The following is a 16,511-nucleotide window of genomic DNA, read 5'->3' on the forward strand; positions in this document are numbered from 1 at the left end:
CGGCGTAGATTAGCCCGTGTGGGACGGACCCTTTCCATGGGGGACCGAGATGGCGAGGGGCGTTCGAAAAGCAGCCGCCAAGCGGCGTCACCGTGGCAAGCCCAAGCCCGCAAGGACCAAGCCGCGCGCCAAGCCAAAGGCCAAGGCGAAGCCCGCGACCGCGGGCGCAATCACAAGGCGGGCCGCGCAGCGGCTGATCGCGCGCAGCATTGGGGTGCGCGACCCCAATCGAGCCTTCGAACCGATCGAGCGCGATCCCGGCCTGCTCTCGCTGGTGATCGAGGCGGCGCCGACCGCGAGCGCCGCGACGTTGCGCCAGCATCTGGAGCAGGTCTATGGCGACGTCAACCTGGAGCGCCTGTTTCCGGGCTACCGCGCCGGCGAAGACATCCCCTCGCTCAGGAACTACTACGTGGCGACCCTGCCGGCGGTCAGCCTCAGCAGTCTCATCGCCAACCCGCATGACATCGCCTATGCGGCGGTCGAGAAGGGCTTGGTCGCCGGCGCGGAGCCGGATCTCCCGGCCTCGCCGCTCAACGTCATCTGCAAGGACCCGCGCGCGGAATCCCACCCGGACAAGCGCTGGTCACTGACCCAGATGCGCGTGCCGCGGGCCTGGAACAAGCTGGCCGATGCCGGTAAGGATCGCGGCGGCGGGATCACCATCGGGCATATCGACACCGGGATAACCAACCACGCGCTGCTGTCCCGCCAAACCAACCCGATCGGCGGCTTCGACGAGATCCGGGGCACCCCCAGGGGCGAGGATCCGCTTCCGAGCGGCCAGAGCTCGGCGCTCGGCGAGTTCTTCGGCCATGGGACGCAGACCGCCAGCATCATCGCCGCCGATCCCGGCACCAATAGCACCGAGCTGAGCGGCATCGCGCCCGATGCGAAGCTGGAGCCGATGCGGGTGACGCGGTCGGTCGTCCTGGTCTCGCCCAGCATTGCCGCCCAAGGCATCGACCGCGCGGTGCGCCAGAACTGCGACATCCTCTCGATCAGCCTCGGCGGCGTCACCGGGACCGGCGTCTGGGCGGCAATCCGCAACGCCTATGCCCGGGACATGCTGATCTGCTGCGCCGCGGGGCAATGCGTGCCGGTCGTGGTCTGCCCGGCGCTCTATCCGCAATCGATCGCCGTCGGCGGCGCACGGCGCCGGACCGATGCCGGCGGCGGCATCATGGAGGGCCCCTGGAGCCGCAGTGCCTGGGGACGCCTGGACATCGCCGCCTCCGCCGAGAATGTCTGGAATGCCACGGCCAGCCGGCTACTGCCTTCAGAGGGCACCAAGCAATCGGAAGGGACATCGTTTGCAGCACCCGCGGTGGCGGCGATCGGCGCGCTATGGCTGCGCTTCCATGACGACAAGGGTTTGAAGGCGCGCTACCGCCGACGCACCGCGCTCAACCGTGTCTTCCGGCAAGTGCTCGCGGCTTCGGCGCGCATGACGCCCTATTGGCCGGACCATGGCTGGGGCCCTGGCATCGTCGATGCGGAAGCCGCGCTGAACGCCTCGCTGCCGCCGCCCGGGCCGCTGATCCCGATGCCGCAGTTCCTGCTCGACAACGACCAGCCGGATCTCTTCGGCCTGTTCGAGCGCATCTTCTGGGACCAGCCGGCGGCGGCGATCCGCGCCGTGCTCGGTCGGATGTTCGGCGCCGCCGATCCCGAAGCCTTGCGCGATCAGCTGCAGTTATACGGCGGCGAGCTCACGCGCTTGCTGCAGCAGACCGAGGAGAATTTCGACCGGGTGCGCGACGCCGTCGCCGCCGAAGCGCAAGGCCAGGCCGACCGCGCGGCGGAAGCGGCGCATCACGTCGCCCAGTCCGCCTCCGACAAGCTGCGCTCGGTGTTCGGCTAGGCGGCATCAAGCGCGATTTGGCGGCGCTCCCACTCACGCGCTATGGTATGCTGATCGTTGGCACCAGCCGAAGCAGCCTCGAATCTCGATGACGCAGCCGGACATCCAGGACGAGGCCGCCGCCGGACAGCGTGAATATGCCTTCGCCAAGGCCTATACCGAAGCGCGGGCTCGGCGCGGGCACGGGCGGCGATATCTCGCCGGCCTCGGATGGCTGGGTGCGATCGTATTGCCGATCCTCTACGCCGCGGTGACGCCTTGGCTGTCGGCCGGGGCCGCTCCGGCATGGATGCGTGCCACCGCGTATCTGGGTGAGGCTTTCACCATTCCCTTTCCGAAGCTGGGTATCGTCGCGCAGCAGATCTTCGGGTCCGATCCAGACGGCGCGTCGAAATTCCTCAGCATCGCCGGCGTCGATCTCCTTTGCATTGTCGGCGCCTGCCTGTGCGTCTTCAGCTTCCTGCCGCGACCACGCCTGCGCCCAACGGCAGACGGCATGCAGATCTCGTTCCTCAACGATCTCGCCAAGGGATTCCGCCTGGGAAAGAAGCGGCATGCGGTGAGGGTCGGGGGCGAGGCCGGCGGCCTGGCTTCCGCCATGCTCGTCGTCGCGCTCATTCTGTGGGGCCTTCACGCGCTGTTTCTGCAGCCGATGCAGAAGGGAACATTCTTCGCGGATGTCCGGGTGGATTGCGCGGTGAATACAGCTCCGCTGGAGCTGGAAGACACGGGCGAGCCCATCACGCCCAATTGTCTCGAGACCCAAGCTTGGGAAATCGCCTGGGGCGCCAGCTTCTCAGCGGTCGTGGTCCCGATCGCCCTGCTAATCGCGCTCAACTACGCGATCTATCCCTTCTGGCTCCTGAGCGGCCGGCCGACGCGGGATGACCGCGCCGGCCACTGAGGCCCTAGACCGCCTCCCACTTGCCGCTGTCGCCGCTCTTATAGAGCGCGTCGATGATGCGCATCTGCTGCACGGCGTCGGTGATCGGGAAGGGCCAGGCTGCTTCCTTGCGGACCGCCTTCGAGAAGGCCTCGGCCTGCAGCGTGTACTGGTCGCAGGGCTCGACGGCGATGGTTTCGATGCTGCTGCCCTTCAAGTCCTTGCCGCTGTCCTTGAATACCCGGCAGGGATAGCCCGGGGGCGCGTTGAACGGAATCTCGATCTCGATCCTCCCCTTGGTGCCGAAGACCTGGACCCGCTGGTAGGGGACGAGCTGGGTCGAGACCATGAATGAGAGCTGGCGATTCCCGGGGAACTTCACCAGCGCGCTGGCCAGGCGGTCGGTGCCGAACTTCGGATCACGGTCGATGATCGAGACCACGCGCTCGGGCTCCATGCCGAAGAACCAGCGGCCGGAGATGATGCAGTAACAGCCGATGTCGTAAATGCCGCCGCCGCCGATGTCGTTCATGTTGCGGACATTGTTGGGGTCGTCGTTGAAATAGCTGAAGCTGACCTGGACCGCGCGCACCTCGCCGATCTGGCCCTCGGCCACCAGCTTGCGCGCCGTCAGCCATTGCGGATGCCAGCGCACCATGAAGGCTTCCGCCACCAGCTTGCCGGAGGCGCGCTCGGCTTCGACCAGCTGCTCGGCTTCGGCGGCGGTCAAGGCAATCGGCTTTTCGCAGAGCACATGCTTGCCGGCTTTGAGCGCCTGGATCGTCACCGGCACGTGGAGATGATTGGGGAGCGGGTTGTAGACCGCCTCGATCTCCGGATCGGCGAACAGCTCTTCATAGGAGCCATAGGCCTTGGGGATGCCGAGCTGCTTGGCGGCCGCCTGGGCCTTGCCGAGATCGCGCGAGGCGATGCCGCGGAACTCGACGCCCTTGGCTTTGAGCATGGCCGGATTGACCTTCTCCATGCCGATCAAAGCCGTGCTGACGACGCCCCAAACCACCGGTTTCATCGCTCCACTCCCCTGTGCTGCATGTTCGGAAAGGCCGCGAGTTTAGGGGCTCGGTCCGGCTCCGTCGAGATGCTGGATCACGCCGCGGAGTTCGGCCAGAATGAATCGGAACCTGCCGGGGACATGACTTGCCGCTGATCGCTTCACCCGACGCCTCGCCGGAAACGGTCGGCCTGCTCCAGAGCTGGAAGCTGCCGGAGGGCGTGACCTTGGCGGTCGAGACCGGCACGGTCGACAACGACGCGCTGCTGATCGAGCGCTGTGCCAAGGCCGATGCGATCCTCCTGAACTGGGCAAAAGTCTCAAAGGCGGCGATCGAGGCCTGCCCCAACCTGAAGATCATCTCCTTCCTCGGCATCGGCGTGGACGGCTTCGTCGATTTCGACGCGGCGAAGGCACGCGGGATCCGGGTCGCCAATACGCCCGGCTACGGCGACCGCACGGTGGCCGAGCATGCGATCGCCTTGATGTTCGGCGTCGCCCGAAGGGTGGTGCAGTTCGACGGCATCGTGCGCGGCGGCGGCTGGGCCGAGCATCCCTCGGGCCTCGAACTCAAGGGCCGGCGCATCGGCCTGGTCGGCTTCGGGCCGATCGCGCGGGAGACTGCCCGCATGGCGCTGGGCTTAGGGATGGAGGTGGTGGCCTGGACCCGCAGCGCCGGCCGCTATCGCCGCAATTTCTCGACCGTGAAATTCATCGACCTGGCCGAGCTCTTCGCCACTTCGGATGTGGTGTCGCTGCATCTTTCGCTGAACGACGCGACCCGCGGGCTGATCGATGCGGTGCTGCTCAATACCCTGAAGCCCAACGCGATCGTCATCAACACCGCGCGGGGTGGATTGATGGACTACGACTGCCTGGAGAAGCTCCTGGCCGAGAACAAGATCTACGGCGCCGGGCTGGACGTCTTCCCGATCGAGCCGATGGCGGAGCGGCCACTGATGCATCTGCCGAACGTGGTGCTGACCCCGCATATCGGCTTCAACAGCACCGCGGCCCTGGAGCGGCTGGTGCGCGGCGGGTTGGACAATATCCTCAACTTCTTCGCCGGGAAGCCGCAGAATTTGATCGTCTGAAGCGCCTCATCTCGCGGGAGCAGATGGCCGGGTCAATCCCCGGAGCCAAGTCCGGGGACGGCCATGACGGCGAAAGGAAGGTTCAGGGCTGGCGCTTCAGGGTCTCGGTACCGGCCTTCTTCGGCGCGGCGATATTGTAGCTTCCGTCGCCGGTCTTCTTGACGCCGAGGCCGGCCCAAATTCCATCCAGAGTGTCGGCGTCGGTTGCCTTGTAGGCCACGACGCCGGGCAGCTTTTCCGGGTTGCTGCTATAGGCCACGACCAGCATGTCGTCGAGCAGGACGCCGACGCCGATGCTCGGCGGCTTGGCGATCGGCCAGTAGAAGACGAAGGTGTTGCCGGTGCGCTTGATCTCGATCGTGCCGGTGTAGTTGGTGAGGCCGTCGCGATTCTGCCCGAGCGTCACCTGGTAGGTGCCGCTGAGATCGGGCGAGCCTTCGAGCGTCTCCTTGCCCAGCTCCGACTTGAGATCGCCGCTGTCGACCCAGAGGCCTTCCAGCCTGCCGCCATTGACCTTGTAGACCGCGACGCCGAACTTGGTGTCGGCGCCGCCATAGCCGACGCCGATCTTGTCGCCCAGACGAATGCCGATGCCCTTATAGGCGGCGCCGCCGGCGAGCTTCCACAACACGATGTGGACCTTGCCGAGCTGTTCGATCTGGACCGCCGCCTTGTAGTTGCGACCTTGCGGATCGACGCCGGCGGCCGCGTATTTTCCGACCAGATCGTCCGCCGTCGCCGGGCCGAGCGCGGCAACGAGGAAGACCAGCGCCAGGAAGAGCCGGCGCATCAGTTTTTGTAGCCCGGGTCGATCCGGTCCAGCAGGCGCAAGAGCGCGCTCCAGGCGAGATCGTAGCCGTCGGGATCGCTCAAGGTACGGCCGTCGCTCGAAGGCAGCGGCGGCGCGTTGAACTGGCGCTCGGCATGCTCGCAGACATTCTTCGGCGGGATCAGCAGCGCTTGGCCGCCGGCTTGCGCCGTCAATTGGATCTCGCAGGCCTTCTCCAGGTAGTACATGCGCAGGAAAGCCTGCTGCGCGTCCTTACCGACGGTCAGGAGGCCGTGGTTCCGGAGGATCATCACCGACTTGGTGCCGAGGTCCGCCACCAGCCGCTTCTGCTCGTCGAGATCGAGGGCGATGCCTTCGTAATCGTGGTAGGCGACGTTGTTGTAGAACTCGAGGTTGATTTGGTTGACCGGCAGCAACCCGTCCTTCTGCGCGGCGATGGCGCAGCCCGCCTTGGTGTGGGTGTGGAGCACGCAATGGGCATCCTCGCGCGCGCCGTGGATCGCGCTGTGGATCACGAAGCCCGCCGGGTTGACCGGATAGGGCGTGGGCTCGACCGCCTGGCCCTGGAGATCGATCTTCACCAGGTTGGAGGCGGTGATCTCGTCGAAGAACAGGCCGTAGGGATTGATCAGGAAGTGATGCTCCGGCCCCGGAATCCGCATCGAAATATGTGTGAAGATCAGGTCGGTCATCTTGAAATGGGCGATCAGCCGGTAGCAGGCGGCGAGCTCGCGGCGCAGACGCCATTCCTCATCCGAGCGGGCGCTCGCCGGCGTGTTGGAAGCCGGAACGGGCTGCAGGCGGGTGGCGGCCATTTCATCCTCCGCGAGGGCAATAGCCCGGCATGCTGCCAGAACTCGCGGCGATTATGAAGCGGGTCAGTTCGGGCGGGCGGGCGAGCCCTCGGCGAGCACTCTGGCGACCGTCGCGAGGAAGCTTTCCGTGACGAAGGGCTTGGCAATGGTCGCGGCGGCGCCGAAATCATCCGCGACCTGAAGATAGTCGATGCGCAGCATCGGGCTGCCGCCGGAGATCGCAATGACCGGTGTTCCGGGCCAGCGGCGCTTGACCAGATTGAGGGTCTCGATCCCGTCGCCGTCCGGCATGAAGATGTCGGTGATGACCAGCTTCGGTCCCCAGTCTTCCAGCAGGCCGGCTGCAACCAGTCCGTTCTCGGCCGTGGTCACGGCGTAGCCGGCGCGCTCCAGCATCAGGGAGACGGCTTCCCGCACCGTCTCGTCGTCTTCGACCAGCAGGACCGTGGTTTTGCTGGCAGTCATCTCGTTCGCTGACATCTTCCCTCCCTCGGGCCGCGCGACGCCGGATCGGTACCGGCAAAGCCGCCCGGAAACTATCCGAATAGGTGTTAATTCCGCCTTAAATCACGCATGCCATCCTCGCCGGGGCGTCAACACGATTGGGCAGGAGTGGTCATGCGGGCATTTCGCCTTGTATTGGCAGCGGTTTGTGCGGGTTTCATCGGATGCGCGGCGGCGGCGGCACAGGACCAGCCGGAGTCCTTGGCCCTGGCCATCGGCACCGCGGGCTATAAGGTCACGGTCGCCGATCTGGAAAAGATGCCGCAGGCCCGGATCGTCACGGCGACCCCCTTCCTGCCGGGAAAGACCACCTTCGACGGCGTGCTGCTGCGCGACCTGCTGAAGGCCGCCGGGCTCGCTTCGCCGAAGCTGGTGATGACGGCGCTGAACGATTACAGCGTCGAAGTCCCGCTCAGCGATGCGGCGAACTACGACGTGATCGTCGCCTACAAGGTTGACGGCAAGTATATGCGGGTGCGGGACAAGGGGCCGTTCTGGCTGATCTATCCGCTGGACCAGCATCCCGAGCTGCAAAACGAAGCAACCGCCACCAAGATGATCTGGCAGATGAAGACGATCGGCGAAGAATGAAGCCGCGCGTCCTTCGTCTCTTTCACTGGATCCTGGTCGCCGCCGCCCTGACATCGCTCGCGGCAGGCACCTATCTCGCACAGGCGCTGATCCAGCAAAGCCAGCTGATCGAGCATACCTATCGCCAAGGCAGTTGGGGCGCCGTGCAGATGGACTCCGAGGCCCTGAAGCTGGCCTTGGCGCTCGAGCGCTTCCGTCGCGACCGGACGGCGGAAAATGCGCAAGCGCTGGATCTCCAGCGCGAGATCTACATCAGCCGCCTACTGTTCCTCCGGGATTCCGCGGAGGCTCACCAGATTCGTGCCTTGCCGCAACTCGATGCCGATCTCTCCAGTCTCGACGGCACCATGGGCATGGTCGATACGAGCGTGGATCACGTCATCGACGGCGACCGGGCGGCGGAGGATCCATTGGCCTCGCTGATCGCCGCGCAGCGGCTGAAGACGCGGAACATGACCCAGTATCTCCTGCTGAACGACTCGACCCTGCTCAATCGCGCACGCTTGAGCGAGGTGCTCGAGCAGATGATCGGCTCGGTGCTGCTGCTGCTGCTCGCCGGCGGCGCGCTGGTCTATCTCACGATCCGGCAGGCCGGCGCCGCGAAGGCGTCCGCGCGCGAGGCCAGGGCCGCACGCGCCGAGACCATCCGCCAGCGCGAGCGGCTGGAAAGCGCGCTCGACACCTCGGCCGACCCGTTCGTCGTCAGCGATCGCCAGGGCCGGGTGGTCTTTGCCAACCAGGCCTATCGCGCCTTGCTCGCCGGGCAGACCGCCAGCGCCGATCCCGGGGCGGCGCTCGACCGGCTGTTGCAGGCGGAGGCCCGCATGCTGGATGACAGCGACCCGGCGGCCGCTGCGCTCAAAGCGGACTTCCCGGCCCGGGTCACCACGCCCGCCGACAACTTCCTCGCGCGCCTCATCGATGGCCGGACCTTCCTCTATCGCGCCCATCGCGGCCCGGAGGGCGGGCTGGTGCTGATGCGCACCGATCTCACCGAGCGGACGCGTCTCGAGCGCGAGCGGGCCGAGTTCCGCGACCAGTTCCACCATGCCATGAAGATGGAGGCGATCGGGCGCCTGGCCGGCGGCATCGCCCATGACTTCAACAACGTGCTGACCGCGATCCTGACCTTTGCCGAAATGCTGAAGGCGGACCTGGCCGACCGGCCGCAGCAGCAGCGGATGGCGGACAAGATCGTCGGCGGCGCCACGCGGGCCTCCGGCCTGGTCAAGCAGATCCTGAGCTTCTCCCGCAAGGACGCCGCAAGCGAAGGTCGGATCGAGGCAGAGGTGGACGTGGTCGCCATCGCCAAGGAGACCCTGGCGCTGCTCCGCGCCACCACGCCCCAGAGCATGCTGACGTCTCTCACCGGCAGCGAATCCGCCGCGATCCGGGCCGATGCCGGGCAGATATCGCAGATCATCATGAATCTGTGCGTCAACGCCCGCGATGCGATCGGCATGCGGCCGGGCGCCATCGAAGTCGCGATCCGCCAGCCGGCCTTCGACCTTGCGGCCGACCGGATCGGCGCCAAGCACATGCCGCCCACCGGCGGCGCGCCGCTCGCGGTCGTGACCAGCACCGACGGTCGGACGCATTTCGTTCATGTCGGCACGCAGCCACCCGACCGGCCCTGCATATGCCTCAGCGTCCGGGACAATGGCGGCGGCATCCCGCGCGCGGTCCTGGAACATATGTTCGAGCCCTTCTACACGACCAAGGGATTCGGCCAAGGGAGCGGGCTCGGGCTCGCCGCCGTGCACGGCATCGTCCTGGGCCTCGAGGGGACCATCTCGGTCGAGACCAACGAGGGCCTGGGCACGACGTTCCGGATCTACCTGCCGATGACGCAAATGGCCAAGGCCGCCTGAAGCCGCCGCCCTGAACCTCCGCAAAACCGCATCTTGAATCCGGAGGGGAAATTCCGCATATCAGCGGCCGCAATCAGGCTTTTGCGGAGGAGTATCGGATCATGGTGGCGGAGCGGACCGCTGAGAAACACGGGTTCCAGGCGGAGGTCAGCCGCCTGCTCGACATCGTGGCGCATTCGCTCTACAGCGACAAATCGGTCTTTCTGCGGGAGCTCATTTCCAACGCCTCCGATGCCTGCGACCGGCTGCGCTATCTGAGCCTGACCCAGGCCGGCCTGCTGGGCGACGACCCGGATCTCGCCGTCACCATCACGATCGACAAGCCGAACCGGCGCTTGACCATCGCCGACAACGGGATCGGCATGAGCCATGACGAGCTCATTGCCAATCTCGGCACCATCGCCAAGTCGGGCTCCGCCCAGTTCATGAGCGAGCTCGAAGCCGAAACCAGCGGCGACAAGAAGGTCTCGCTGATCGGCCAGTTCGGTGTCGGCTTCTATTCGGCCTTCATGGTGGCGGACAAGGTCACGGTCACCTCGAAACGCGCCGGGGAAGACAATGCCTGGACCTGGGAATCCGAAGGCCGCGGCGAGTTCAGCGTGACGCCGGCCGAGAAGACGGGCCGCGGCACCGAGATCGCCCTCCACATCAAGGCGGGCGAGGAGCAGTGGCTGGACGGCGCCAACGTCTCCAAGGTCGTCGCCAAATATTCCGACCACATCGCCCTGCCGGTGCGGCTGAACGACGGCACGGGGGAAAAGCACGTCAACCAGGCGGCGGCGCTCTGGACGCGCTCCAAGTCGGAGATCACGCCGGAGCAGTATACCGAGTTCTATCACCACATCGCGCATGCCTTCGACGCGCCCTGGGCGACCCTGCATTTCAAGGCCGAGGGCAAGATCGACTATACCGGGCTGATCTTCGTGCCCAGCGCCAAGCCCTTCGACCTCTTTCACCCCGACCGCAAGCAGTCGCTGAAGCTCTATGTGAAGCGGGTCTTCATCACCGATCATTGCGAGGACCTGCTGCCGGGCTGGCTGCGCTTCCTCAAAGGCGTGGTGGATTCCGAGGACCTGCCGCTCAACATCAGCCGCGAGACCCTGCAGGCCAATCCGCTGATCGCCAAGATCCGCGCCGGCCTCGTGAAGAAGGTGCTGGGCGAGCTCGCCAAGGTGGCCGAGAACGAGCCGGAACGGTACCTCAAGTTCTGGGACAGCTTCGGCGCCGTGCTGAAGGAAGGCATCTACGAGGACGAGGCGAACCGCGCCGCACTCCTGAAGCTCGCACGCTTCCGCACCACGGCCGGGGATACGCCGGTCAGCCTTGCCGATTACGTCGGCCGGATGAAGGAAGGCCAGAGCGGGATCTACACGATCAGCGGCGACGAGGTCGAGGCGTTGCAGCGCTCGCCGCATCTCGAAGGCTTCCGCAAGAAGGGCGTCGAGGTGCTGCTGCTGACCGATGCGGTCGATGAGTTCTGGATGCAGGCGGTGAGCGATTACGACGGCAAGCCGTTCAAGTCGGCGACCCGCGGCGCCGCCGAGCTCGACGCGGTGAAGAAGGCGGACGGCGAGAAGGACGAGAAGCCGGAACCCAAGGCGGAAGGCATCGACAACCTGATCGCGCTGATGCGCCTCACCTTGAAGGACGCGGTCAAGGACGTGCGGGTCTCCGATCGGCTGACCGACAGCGCCTGCTGCCTGGTCGCGGCCGAGGGCGATCTCGACATGCATCTGGAAAAGCTGCTGCGCCAGCACAAGAAGCTGGAAGCTTCGCTGCCGCGGGTGCTGGAAATCAACGGCACCCATCCGATGATCGCCAGCCTGGCCAAAGCCGTCTCCAAGGGCGGCCAGAACAGCGCGCTCGACGACGCCTGCTGGCTGCTCTTGGACCAGGCGCGGATCCAGGACGGCGAGGCCCTGCCCGACCCGGCTGCATTTGCGCGCAGGATGAACGCTTTCGTGCAGCGGGGTTTGTGACAGGTCCGGTTCAGTCCGGAACCGCCTTGGCGCAATTGGAGATCACGAGGTCGATCGCAGCCTCGGCGCCGTCGAGGGTGAAGCTGCTGCGGTCGAGCGGGGCATCGGAATCGCCCATCACCAGCGTGACCGAGCGGTGCTTCTTCAGTGCCACCACGACCGCGGCGAAACCGGATTCGTAATCCTCGATGGCGTAGCCCGTGTCGCCGCTCATCCAGCGCTGCGTGAGCGTGCTGTTGCCATCCAATGTCAGCGTCACCGGGCGCCATGTCTCCTCGATGGACAAGCTGGAGCCGAACGTGACGCCGAGGAGCACGCCTTTCTGCTTCGAGGTGCAGCCGATCAGCAGCGCGGCGTCGCGCTCGACATTGGCGATACCGGCATGGGCATAGAGAACCCGGTCGCCCCGCCTCTCCACATGCGAGTACCAGGTGTCGGTCGGCGCGAATGCAGGAACCCCTTCACGCGATGGATTCCTGTCGCCGGTCGTCGGGGCCTGGACGCATCCGGCCAGCAGCAGCGCGGCCGCTAGCGGCAGCTGCCCGATCCGCCCACCCCGCATTCGCCCGCCCGCCCCATTGCCCTGCAACGCCCGATGGCAGCGAGTGTGGGGCTCACCTCCCGCCTTGTCAAACAACCGGATGCCGGCCGCGTCACTCCGCGATGTTCGCTTCCAGGATCTCGCTGCCTTCGAATCGGTCGGCGAGGATCCAGCGACCGGTCGGCGTGGTCGGGCCGCCCGAGGTGAAGCGGCGCAGCTTGTTGGCGTAGAGATACCATTTGCCCTCGCGCTGCTCGGCGGTGGTGACCTGGAACTCGTCCCAGACCCAGTGATACACGCTGACCACCAGGTCGCTGCTGGTGTTCTCGTCGATGCTGCCGGTCATCTTGTCGAAATGCTGCAGGTCGGCATTCACCACCAGCCGCTTCCACTGGTAGGCATATTCCGGTCGCTTCAATACCTCCTCGGCGATCGCGACAAGCTCGGCGCTTGATGAGCGCGCCTCTGGCATGCGCACCGAAGCCAGCGCCTCGGCATGGCTGCCTTGGTATTTCTCCAGCGCGCCGGCGATCTTGGCGCGCTGGGCGGCGCGGTCGGGCGCGTCGGTCCGCGCCACCGCCGCATCCAGCGCCGATGCCGCATCGACGGCGACCAGGCCGGCCGCGAGGTTGTTCTGGTATTCCTCGAACTTGCCGGCGCCGGTCATGAGGTTGGCCTGGTCGTCGGCATTGCCGGCATCGGCGTTGTTCAGCAGTTCGGCATAGGTGAGACCCTGCTGGACCGCGGCGTCGAGCGTGGCCTGGGTGTTCAGCAGCGACTGGTTGACCTCCTGCGGCGTCGTCACGGCCAGCGCCGCCTGGGAACGGTTGAAGCTTTCGATCTGCTCCGGGTTCAGCGGCACCTTACCGTTGATGCTGTCGAGCCAGGTGAGATCCTCCGCGCTCTGCCGGCGGATCTCGGCGATCGCCGCGCCGTAAGCCGCCGCCTCGTCCTTGGTCGCACTGCCGGCCAGCGGCGGCGGCACCTTGAAGGCGCGGGCATGGCCATCGATCTCGGCAAGCCGCGCATTCACGTCGCCATATTGCGCGGTGGCGGCGCCGGCGGACTGCGCGCGCTGGTCGATGGCGCCGGCGACCTGGGTGATGTCCTGGCCGAGCGCAATGACGCCGGCATCCTGCGGCGCCGCCAGGGCGTCGAGATCCGCGCGCAGGCCATCGAGATCGCGGCGCAGGCCATCGACCGTCTCCGCCACGACGAAGTCGGTCGAAGTCAGGGCATTGACCCGGTCGATCTCTTTCTGGAGCGCTTCCTTCAGCGCCGCGACCCGCTTCTCGACGATGGCGGATCTCAGCTTGGCGCGATGGGCATCCGTCGCCTGCCATTCCGGCGTGCTCTTGTCCGGCAAGGCGTTGAGGGTCTGGCTGATGCGGTCGAGATCGGCGAGGAAGCGCTCGCCGAGGCGTTTGTCCCCGGGCTGCATCGGCTCGACCTGGCGCTCGATCAGCGAGAGCTCGTGCTCGGCGCGTTCGACATTGACGTCGCCGCGGGTGCTTGGCGACGGTGCCGCGCCATCGCTGTTGGCAGCGGCGATCAGCGCGTTCATTTGCGCGACGAGGTCATTGTAGCCATTGGCCGCGGCGACCCAAGCGGGATCGCTGGCATTCTGCGAAGCGCTGAGCTCCCGCGCCAGCGCGTCAAGCTCGGCGCGCTGCTGCTTGATCTTGTCGATCTCGGAAGGCTGGGTCGAGGCGACCGCTGCTTTCAGCTGCTCGAGATGCGCCTGCGCGGCGGCGACCTTGGGATCGGACGAAGGCGCGGCCGGTTCCGCCGGCGCCGCGGGTTCCGCACCCGTCGCCCCGGGCTCAACAGGCGCGGCGCCCGGCGTCTTGCCGGCCGCGAGGTCGGCGAGGGCCGCCTCGGCCTTCGCGACGCGGTCGGCGGCAGAGGGGTAATCCGGATCGCTCTTGTCGGCGCCGTCGAGCCTCTGCTTGGTGACCGTCAGGAGATTCTGCAGCCGCTTGATGCCGGCACCCTGGCCCGGCGTCAGCGCCGAGATCTGCGGCTCCAAGCGGGCGAGATCGTCGAGCGCCGCCTTGACCGCGGCGTCCTGCGCCCAGGCCGGAACGGAAAGGACGGCGCCCGCGATTGCGAGGACCGCCCACACGCGCACCAACGCCAAGACCCGCGTCATCGCTTCCCCCCAATACGTGCAGGCGTTCCGCCTGTCGCCGCCACGCAGGAAAGAATACCCCGCGGCCGGAGCTTGGCAACGGGGCTTAGGGTTAAGACCCTACATCCGCTCCAGCATCAGCTTGGCGGCGGCGAGGTCCTCGATGGCCGTGCCGACGGATTTGAACAGCGTGATCTCATCGTCGCGCGTGCGGCCCGGATGCTTGCCTTTGCACAGGTCGACGAGGTCAGCCACGACCTTGCTCTCCTGGATGACGCCGGATTTCAGCGGCTGGACCAAGTCGCCGCCTTCCTTCAGCGCGCCGCCGCGGGTGTCGCAGAAGAGCGTCGCGCGCTTGACCGCCTCGTCGTCGGATTCGCGGAGTTCGGGCGTGTAGGCGCCCACCAGGTCGAGATGCGCGCCGGGCTTCAGCCAGGCGCCGCGGATCAAGGGCGCGGACGAGAGCGTCGCGCAGGAGATGATGTCGGCCGACCGCGCCGCCGCTTCGAGATCGGGCGCGACCTCGACGGCGATACCGGCCCTGGCGAGTTGCGCAGCTTTCGCCGCCGCCTGCTCCGGCTTGCGCGCCCAGAGCAGGGTCTTCGTGATGGGGCGCGCGGCGCGGTGCGCCTCGATCAGCGGGCGCGACAGCGCGCCGGCGCCGACCATGAGATGCGTCGCGGCGTCCTGGCGGGCGCAGAAGCTCGCCGCCAGCGCCGAGGCCGCGGCCGTGCGGCGCACCGTCAACGTGGTGCCCTCCATCAGCACCTTGGGGATGCCGGTGGCACCATCGAGCAGCAGATAGATGCCCTGCACCGCGGGGAGATGGCGGGCGCCGTTGCCGGGCGTGATGGTGACGAGCTTGACGCCGACCGACTTCCCGCCTTCCCAGGCCGGCATCAACAGCAGGGTCTGCTCCGGCTCGCCGGGGATTTCGACGGCGTGGTGATGGCGCACCGGCACCGTCCAGTCGGCGGCGAAAGCGGCCTTCAGCGCCGCGATCAGCGACGGGTAGTCGAGCTTGGCGTCGAGCGTCGCCGATGAGACGAAGGGAATGTTGTCGGTCATGGATGCCCCTGGTGTTGCGCGGGCAAGCTACGCGTTTTCGGCGCGTTCGGGAACCGGCCGCGCGGCTACCAGGCGTCGCCGAAGTCGAAGGCGACGGCGGCGACGATCGGGCCGTAGTCGGCGAGGTTGGCGATGATGGCGCAGCCGTTGGGATTGGCGGCCTTGGCCTTGGCGTCGAGCTTCAGCGGCAAGGTGCTGCGGCCGCCGTTCCAGACCGCCACCTTCTGCAGCGAGCGCACGGTGTTGAAGGATTCCGACTTGTGGCCATTGTTCTCGCCGCTGTTGATCGCCGACTCGTCCTTGTACTGGTAGGTGACCAGCCAGATCGTCGCCGGCACCGGCAGCTTCGCTTCGGGCAGTTCCAGCAGGACCTGGCCGGTCTGCGGGTCGCGCACCACCTCGATCGGGTACATCTTCTGGCGGGCCTTGGCCTCGCGGATCCGCTGCTCGATGATGGCGCGGTTGGCACCCTGGGCATCGCTGGAGCCGGCGACCACGACCTGCGGCGTGTAGACCATGTGCTGGCCGAGCGTCATCGCATAGGCGCGCTGGCGGCCGACATAGACGGGGTCGGCGAACTGATCCTTCCAGCCGATATAGTCCCAGTAGTCGACATGGAAGGAGAGCGGCAGCACGTCCTTCCGCCGCGCGAGCGTGCCGAGATAGGCATCGGCCGCGGGGCAGTTGCTGCAGCCCTGCGCGGTGAAGAGCTCGATCACGATCGGCCGCGATTCGGTTTCCGGGCGGATCAACTGGCGCTGCGGCGCGGGCGCGGCGACGCCGACCCCGGCCGCCGGCATGTTGGCGGCGGGGATCGTGCCTGGAGTCACCGCCTCGTAGCCCGGCGGGGGCGAGGGTTGGGTGCCAATCACCGGCACGCTGGGCGGCTTCGGCGTGGTGAGCGGCGTCGGCAGCGGCACCGCGGGCGCTTCCTGCGCCACGGCCGAACTTCCAAGATTCAAGGCCGCGAAGGCGGCCAAGCCGCCCGCGAGCAATACAACAAGGCCCGCACTCCGCCATTGTCTCAGGAGGGGGCCGTCAGGGTACCAACCGAAGCGCATATCGCCAGAACCTAAGTCCGCCAAGGAAGCAGCGGCCAATCACGTTCGGGTGACGGTGTAAGCCTCTGGAATTCCATGCCTTAAGACTAACCGGGCCGGGTGAAGAAAGGCTAAAAATCGGATACCCGTCCGTTGCGCTCCCAGTCTCCGTAGCGGGTCGGCTCGGGGCCCTTGGGGCCGCCGATCTCCTTGGGCAGAGCGGGCTTCGCCGCCGGGGAATGCGGGGGCGATTCGGGTGGGGTTGCGGGCATGGATTGGGGCGACTTCGGCTTCTCGGTCATGCGGCGACGCTAGCTTGAAAAACCCG

The 16,511-nt window shown here is 66.8% G+C and carries 15 protein-coding genes; 6 read left to right on the top strand and 9 right to left on the bottom strand.

What is annotated here, in order from left to right; genetic code table 11:
- The first annotated feature begins 49 nt into the window (after positions 1 to 49).
- Both ACYQ4T_RS15545 and ACYQ4T_RS15550 read left to right on the top strand, forming a co-directional pair.
- Positions 50 to 1,864 carry a S8 family peptidase gene (locus ACYQ4T_RS15545; protein ID WP_459855832.1) on the top strand — a complete coding sequence of 605 codons (1,815 nt, stop codon included), beginning with the start codon at positions 50 to 52 and terminating at the stop codon, positions 1,862 to 1,864.
- An 88-nt stretch (positions 1,865 to 1,952) separates the two neighbouring features.
- Positions 1,953 to 2,768, top strand: coding sequence for a hypothetical protein (locus ACYQ4T_RS15550; protein WP_459855834.1), 816 nt, complete (start codon positions 1,953 to 1,955; stop codon positions 2,766 to 2,768).
- Positions 2,769 to 2,772: 4 nt separating this feature from the next.
- Here the strand turns inward: ACYQ4T_RS15550 and ACYQ4T_RS15555 are convergent, their stop codons facing one another.
- The gene (locus tag ACYQ4T_RS15555) at positions 2,773 to 3,777 is read right to left on the bottom strand and encodes a Gfo/Idh/MocA family protein (RefSeq protein ID WP_459855836.1); all 1,005 of its coding nucleotides are present in this window, start codon (positions 3,775 to 3,777) and stop codon (positions 2,773 to 2,775) included.
- A 128-nt stretch (positions 3,778 to 3,905) separates the two neighbouring features.
- Here ACYQ4T_RS15555 and ACYQ4T_RS15560 point away from each other — a divergent pair, with 128 nt between their 5' ends.
- The gene (locus ACYQ4T_RS15560; RefSeq protein WP_459855839.1) at positions 3,906 to 4,853 is read left to right on the top strand and encodes a 2-hydroxyacid dehydrogenase; all 948 of its coding nucleotides are present in this window, start codon (positions 3,906 to 3,908) and stop codon (positions 4,851 to 4,853) included.
- Positions 4,854 to 4,935: 82 nt separating this feature from the next.
- On the opposite strand, the gene ACYQ4T_RS15565 is transcribed toward ACYQ4T_RS15560, so the two are convergent.
- From ACYQ4T_RS15565 to ACYQ4T_RS15575, 3 genes are all read right to left on the bottom strand, one after another.
- The gene (locus ACYQ4T_RS15565) at positions 4,936 to 5,643 is read right to left on the bottom strand and encodes a hypothetical protein (protein WP_459855842.1); all 708 of its coding nucleotides are present in this window, start codon (positions 5,641 to 5,643) and stop codon (positions 4,936 to 4,938) included.
- Positions 5,643 to 6,458 (bottom strand): class II aldolase/adducin family protein, encoded by an 816-nt coding sequence (locus tag ACYQ4T_RS15570; RefSeq protein ID WP_459855845.1) that lies wholly within the window; start codon positions 6,456 to 6,458, stop codon positions 5,643 to 5,645. The genes ACYQ4T_RS15565 and ACYQ4T_RS15570 overlap by 1 nt, the downstream gene beginning before the upstream one ends.
- 63 nt (positions 6,459 to 6,521) lie before the next feature.
- Positions 6,522 to 6,938 carry a response regulator transcription factor gene (locus tag ACYQ4T_RS15575; protein ID WP_459855847.1) on the bottom strand — a complete coding sequence of 139 codons (417 nt, stop codon included), beginning with the start codon at positions 6,936 to 6,938 and terminating at the stop codon, positions 6,522 to 6,524.
- A gap of 225 nt (positions 6,939 to 7,163) precedes the next feature.
- Here ACYQ4T_RS15575 and ACYQ4T_RS15580 point away from each other — a divergent pair, with 225 nt between their 5' ends.
- The 3 genes from ACYQ4T_RS15580 (at position 7,164) to htpG (ending at position 11,403) form a co-directional block, all read left to right on the top strand.
- Positions 7,164 to 7,553, top strand: a complete 390-nt coding sequence (locus tag ACYQ4T_RS15580) for a putative pterin-binding protein (protein ID WP_459855849.1) — start codon at positions 7,164 to 7,166, stop codon at positions 7,551 to 7,553.
- Positions 7,550 to 9,424, top strand: a complete 1,875-nt coding sequence (locus tag ACYQ4T_RS15585) for a two-component system sensor histidine kinase NtrB (RefSeq protein ID WP_459855851.1) — start codon at positions 7,550 to 7,552, stop codon at positions 9,422 to 9,424. The genes ACYQ4T_RS15580 and ACYQ4T_RS15585 overlap by 4 nt, the downstream gene beginning before the upstream one ends.
- A gap of 101 nt (positions 9,425 to 9,525) precedes the next feature.
- Positions 9,526 to 11,403, top strand: a complete 1,878-nt coding sequence (gene htpG, locus ACYQ4T_RS15590) for a molecular chaperone HtpG (RefSeq protein ID WP_459855853.1) — start codon at positions 9,526 to 9,528, stop codon at positions 11,401 to 11,403.
- A 10-nt stretch (positions 11,404 to 11,413) separates the two neighbouring features.
- Here the strand turns inward: htpG and ACYQ4T_RS15595 are convergent, their stop codons facing one another.
- The 5 genes from ACYQ4T_RS15595 to ACYQ4T_RS15615 all read right to left on the bottom strand — a co-directional run bounded on the left by ACYQ4T_RS15595 (position 11,414) and on the right by ACYQ4T_RS15615 (position 16,485).
- A complete protein-coding gene (locus ACYQ4T_RS15595; protein ID WP_459855855.1) occupies positions 11,414 to 11,965 on the bottom strand; it encodes a hypothetical protein in 552 nt (183 codons plus the stop codon).
- A 91-nt stretch (positions 11,966 to 12,056) separates the two neighbouring features.
- Entirely contained in the window at positions 12,057 to 14,096 is a 2,040-nt protein-coding gene (locus tag ACYQ4T_RS15600) for a hypothetical protein (RefSeq protein ID WP_459855857.1), read from the bottom strand.
- Positions 14,097 to 14,195: 99 nt separating this feature from the next.
- Entirely contained in the window at positions 14,196 to 15,143 is a 948-nt protein-coding gene (gene lhpI / locus ACYQ4T_RS15605) for a bifunctional Delta(1)-pyrroline-2-carboxylate/Delta(1)-piperideine-2-carboxylate reductase (protein WP_459855859.1), read from the bottom strand.
- 65 nt (positions 15,144 to 15,208) lie between these two features.
- Positions 15,209 to 16,084, bottom strand: coding sequence for a DUF1223 domain-containing protein (locus ACYQ4T_RS15610; protein WP_459855861.1), 876 nt, complete (start codon positions 16,082 to 16,084; stop codon positions 15,209 to 15,211).
- Between the two features lie 230 nt (positions 16,085 to 16,314).
- On the bottom strand, positions 16,315 to 16,485 hold the full coding sequence (locus ACYQ4T_RS15615) for a DUF1674 domain-containing protein (protein WP_459855863.1): 171 nt from the start codon (positions 16,483 to 16,485) through the stop codon (positions 16,315 to 16,317).
- Positions 16,486 to 16,511 lie beyond the last annotated feature (26 nt).

This window comes from Dongia sp. agr-C8, from assembly GCF_054658695.1.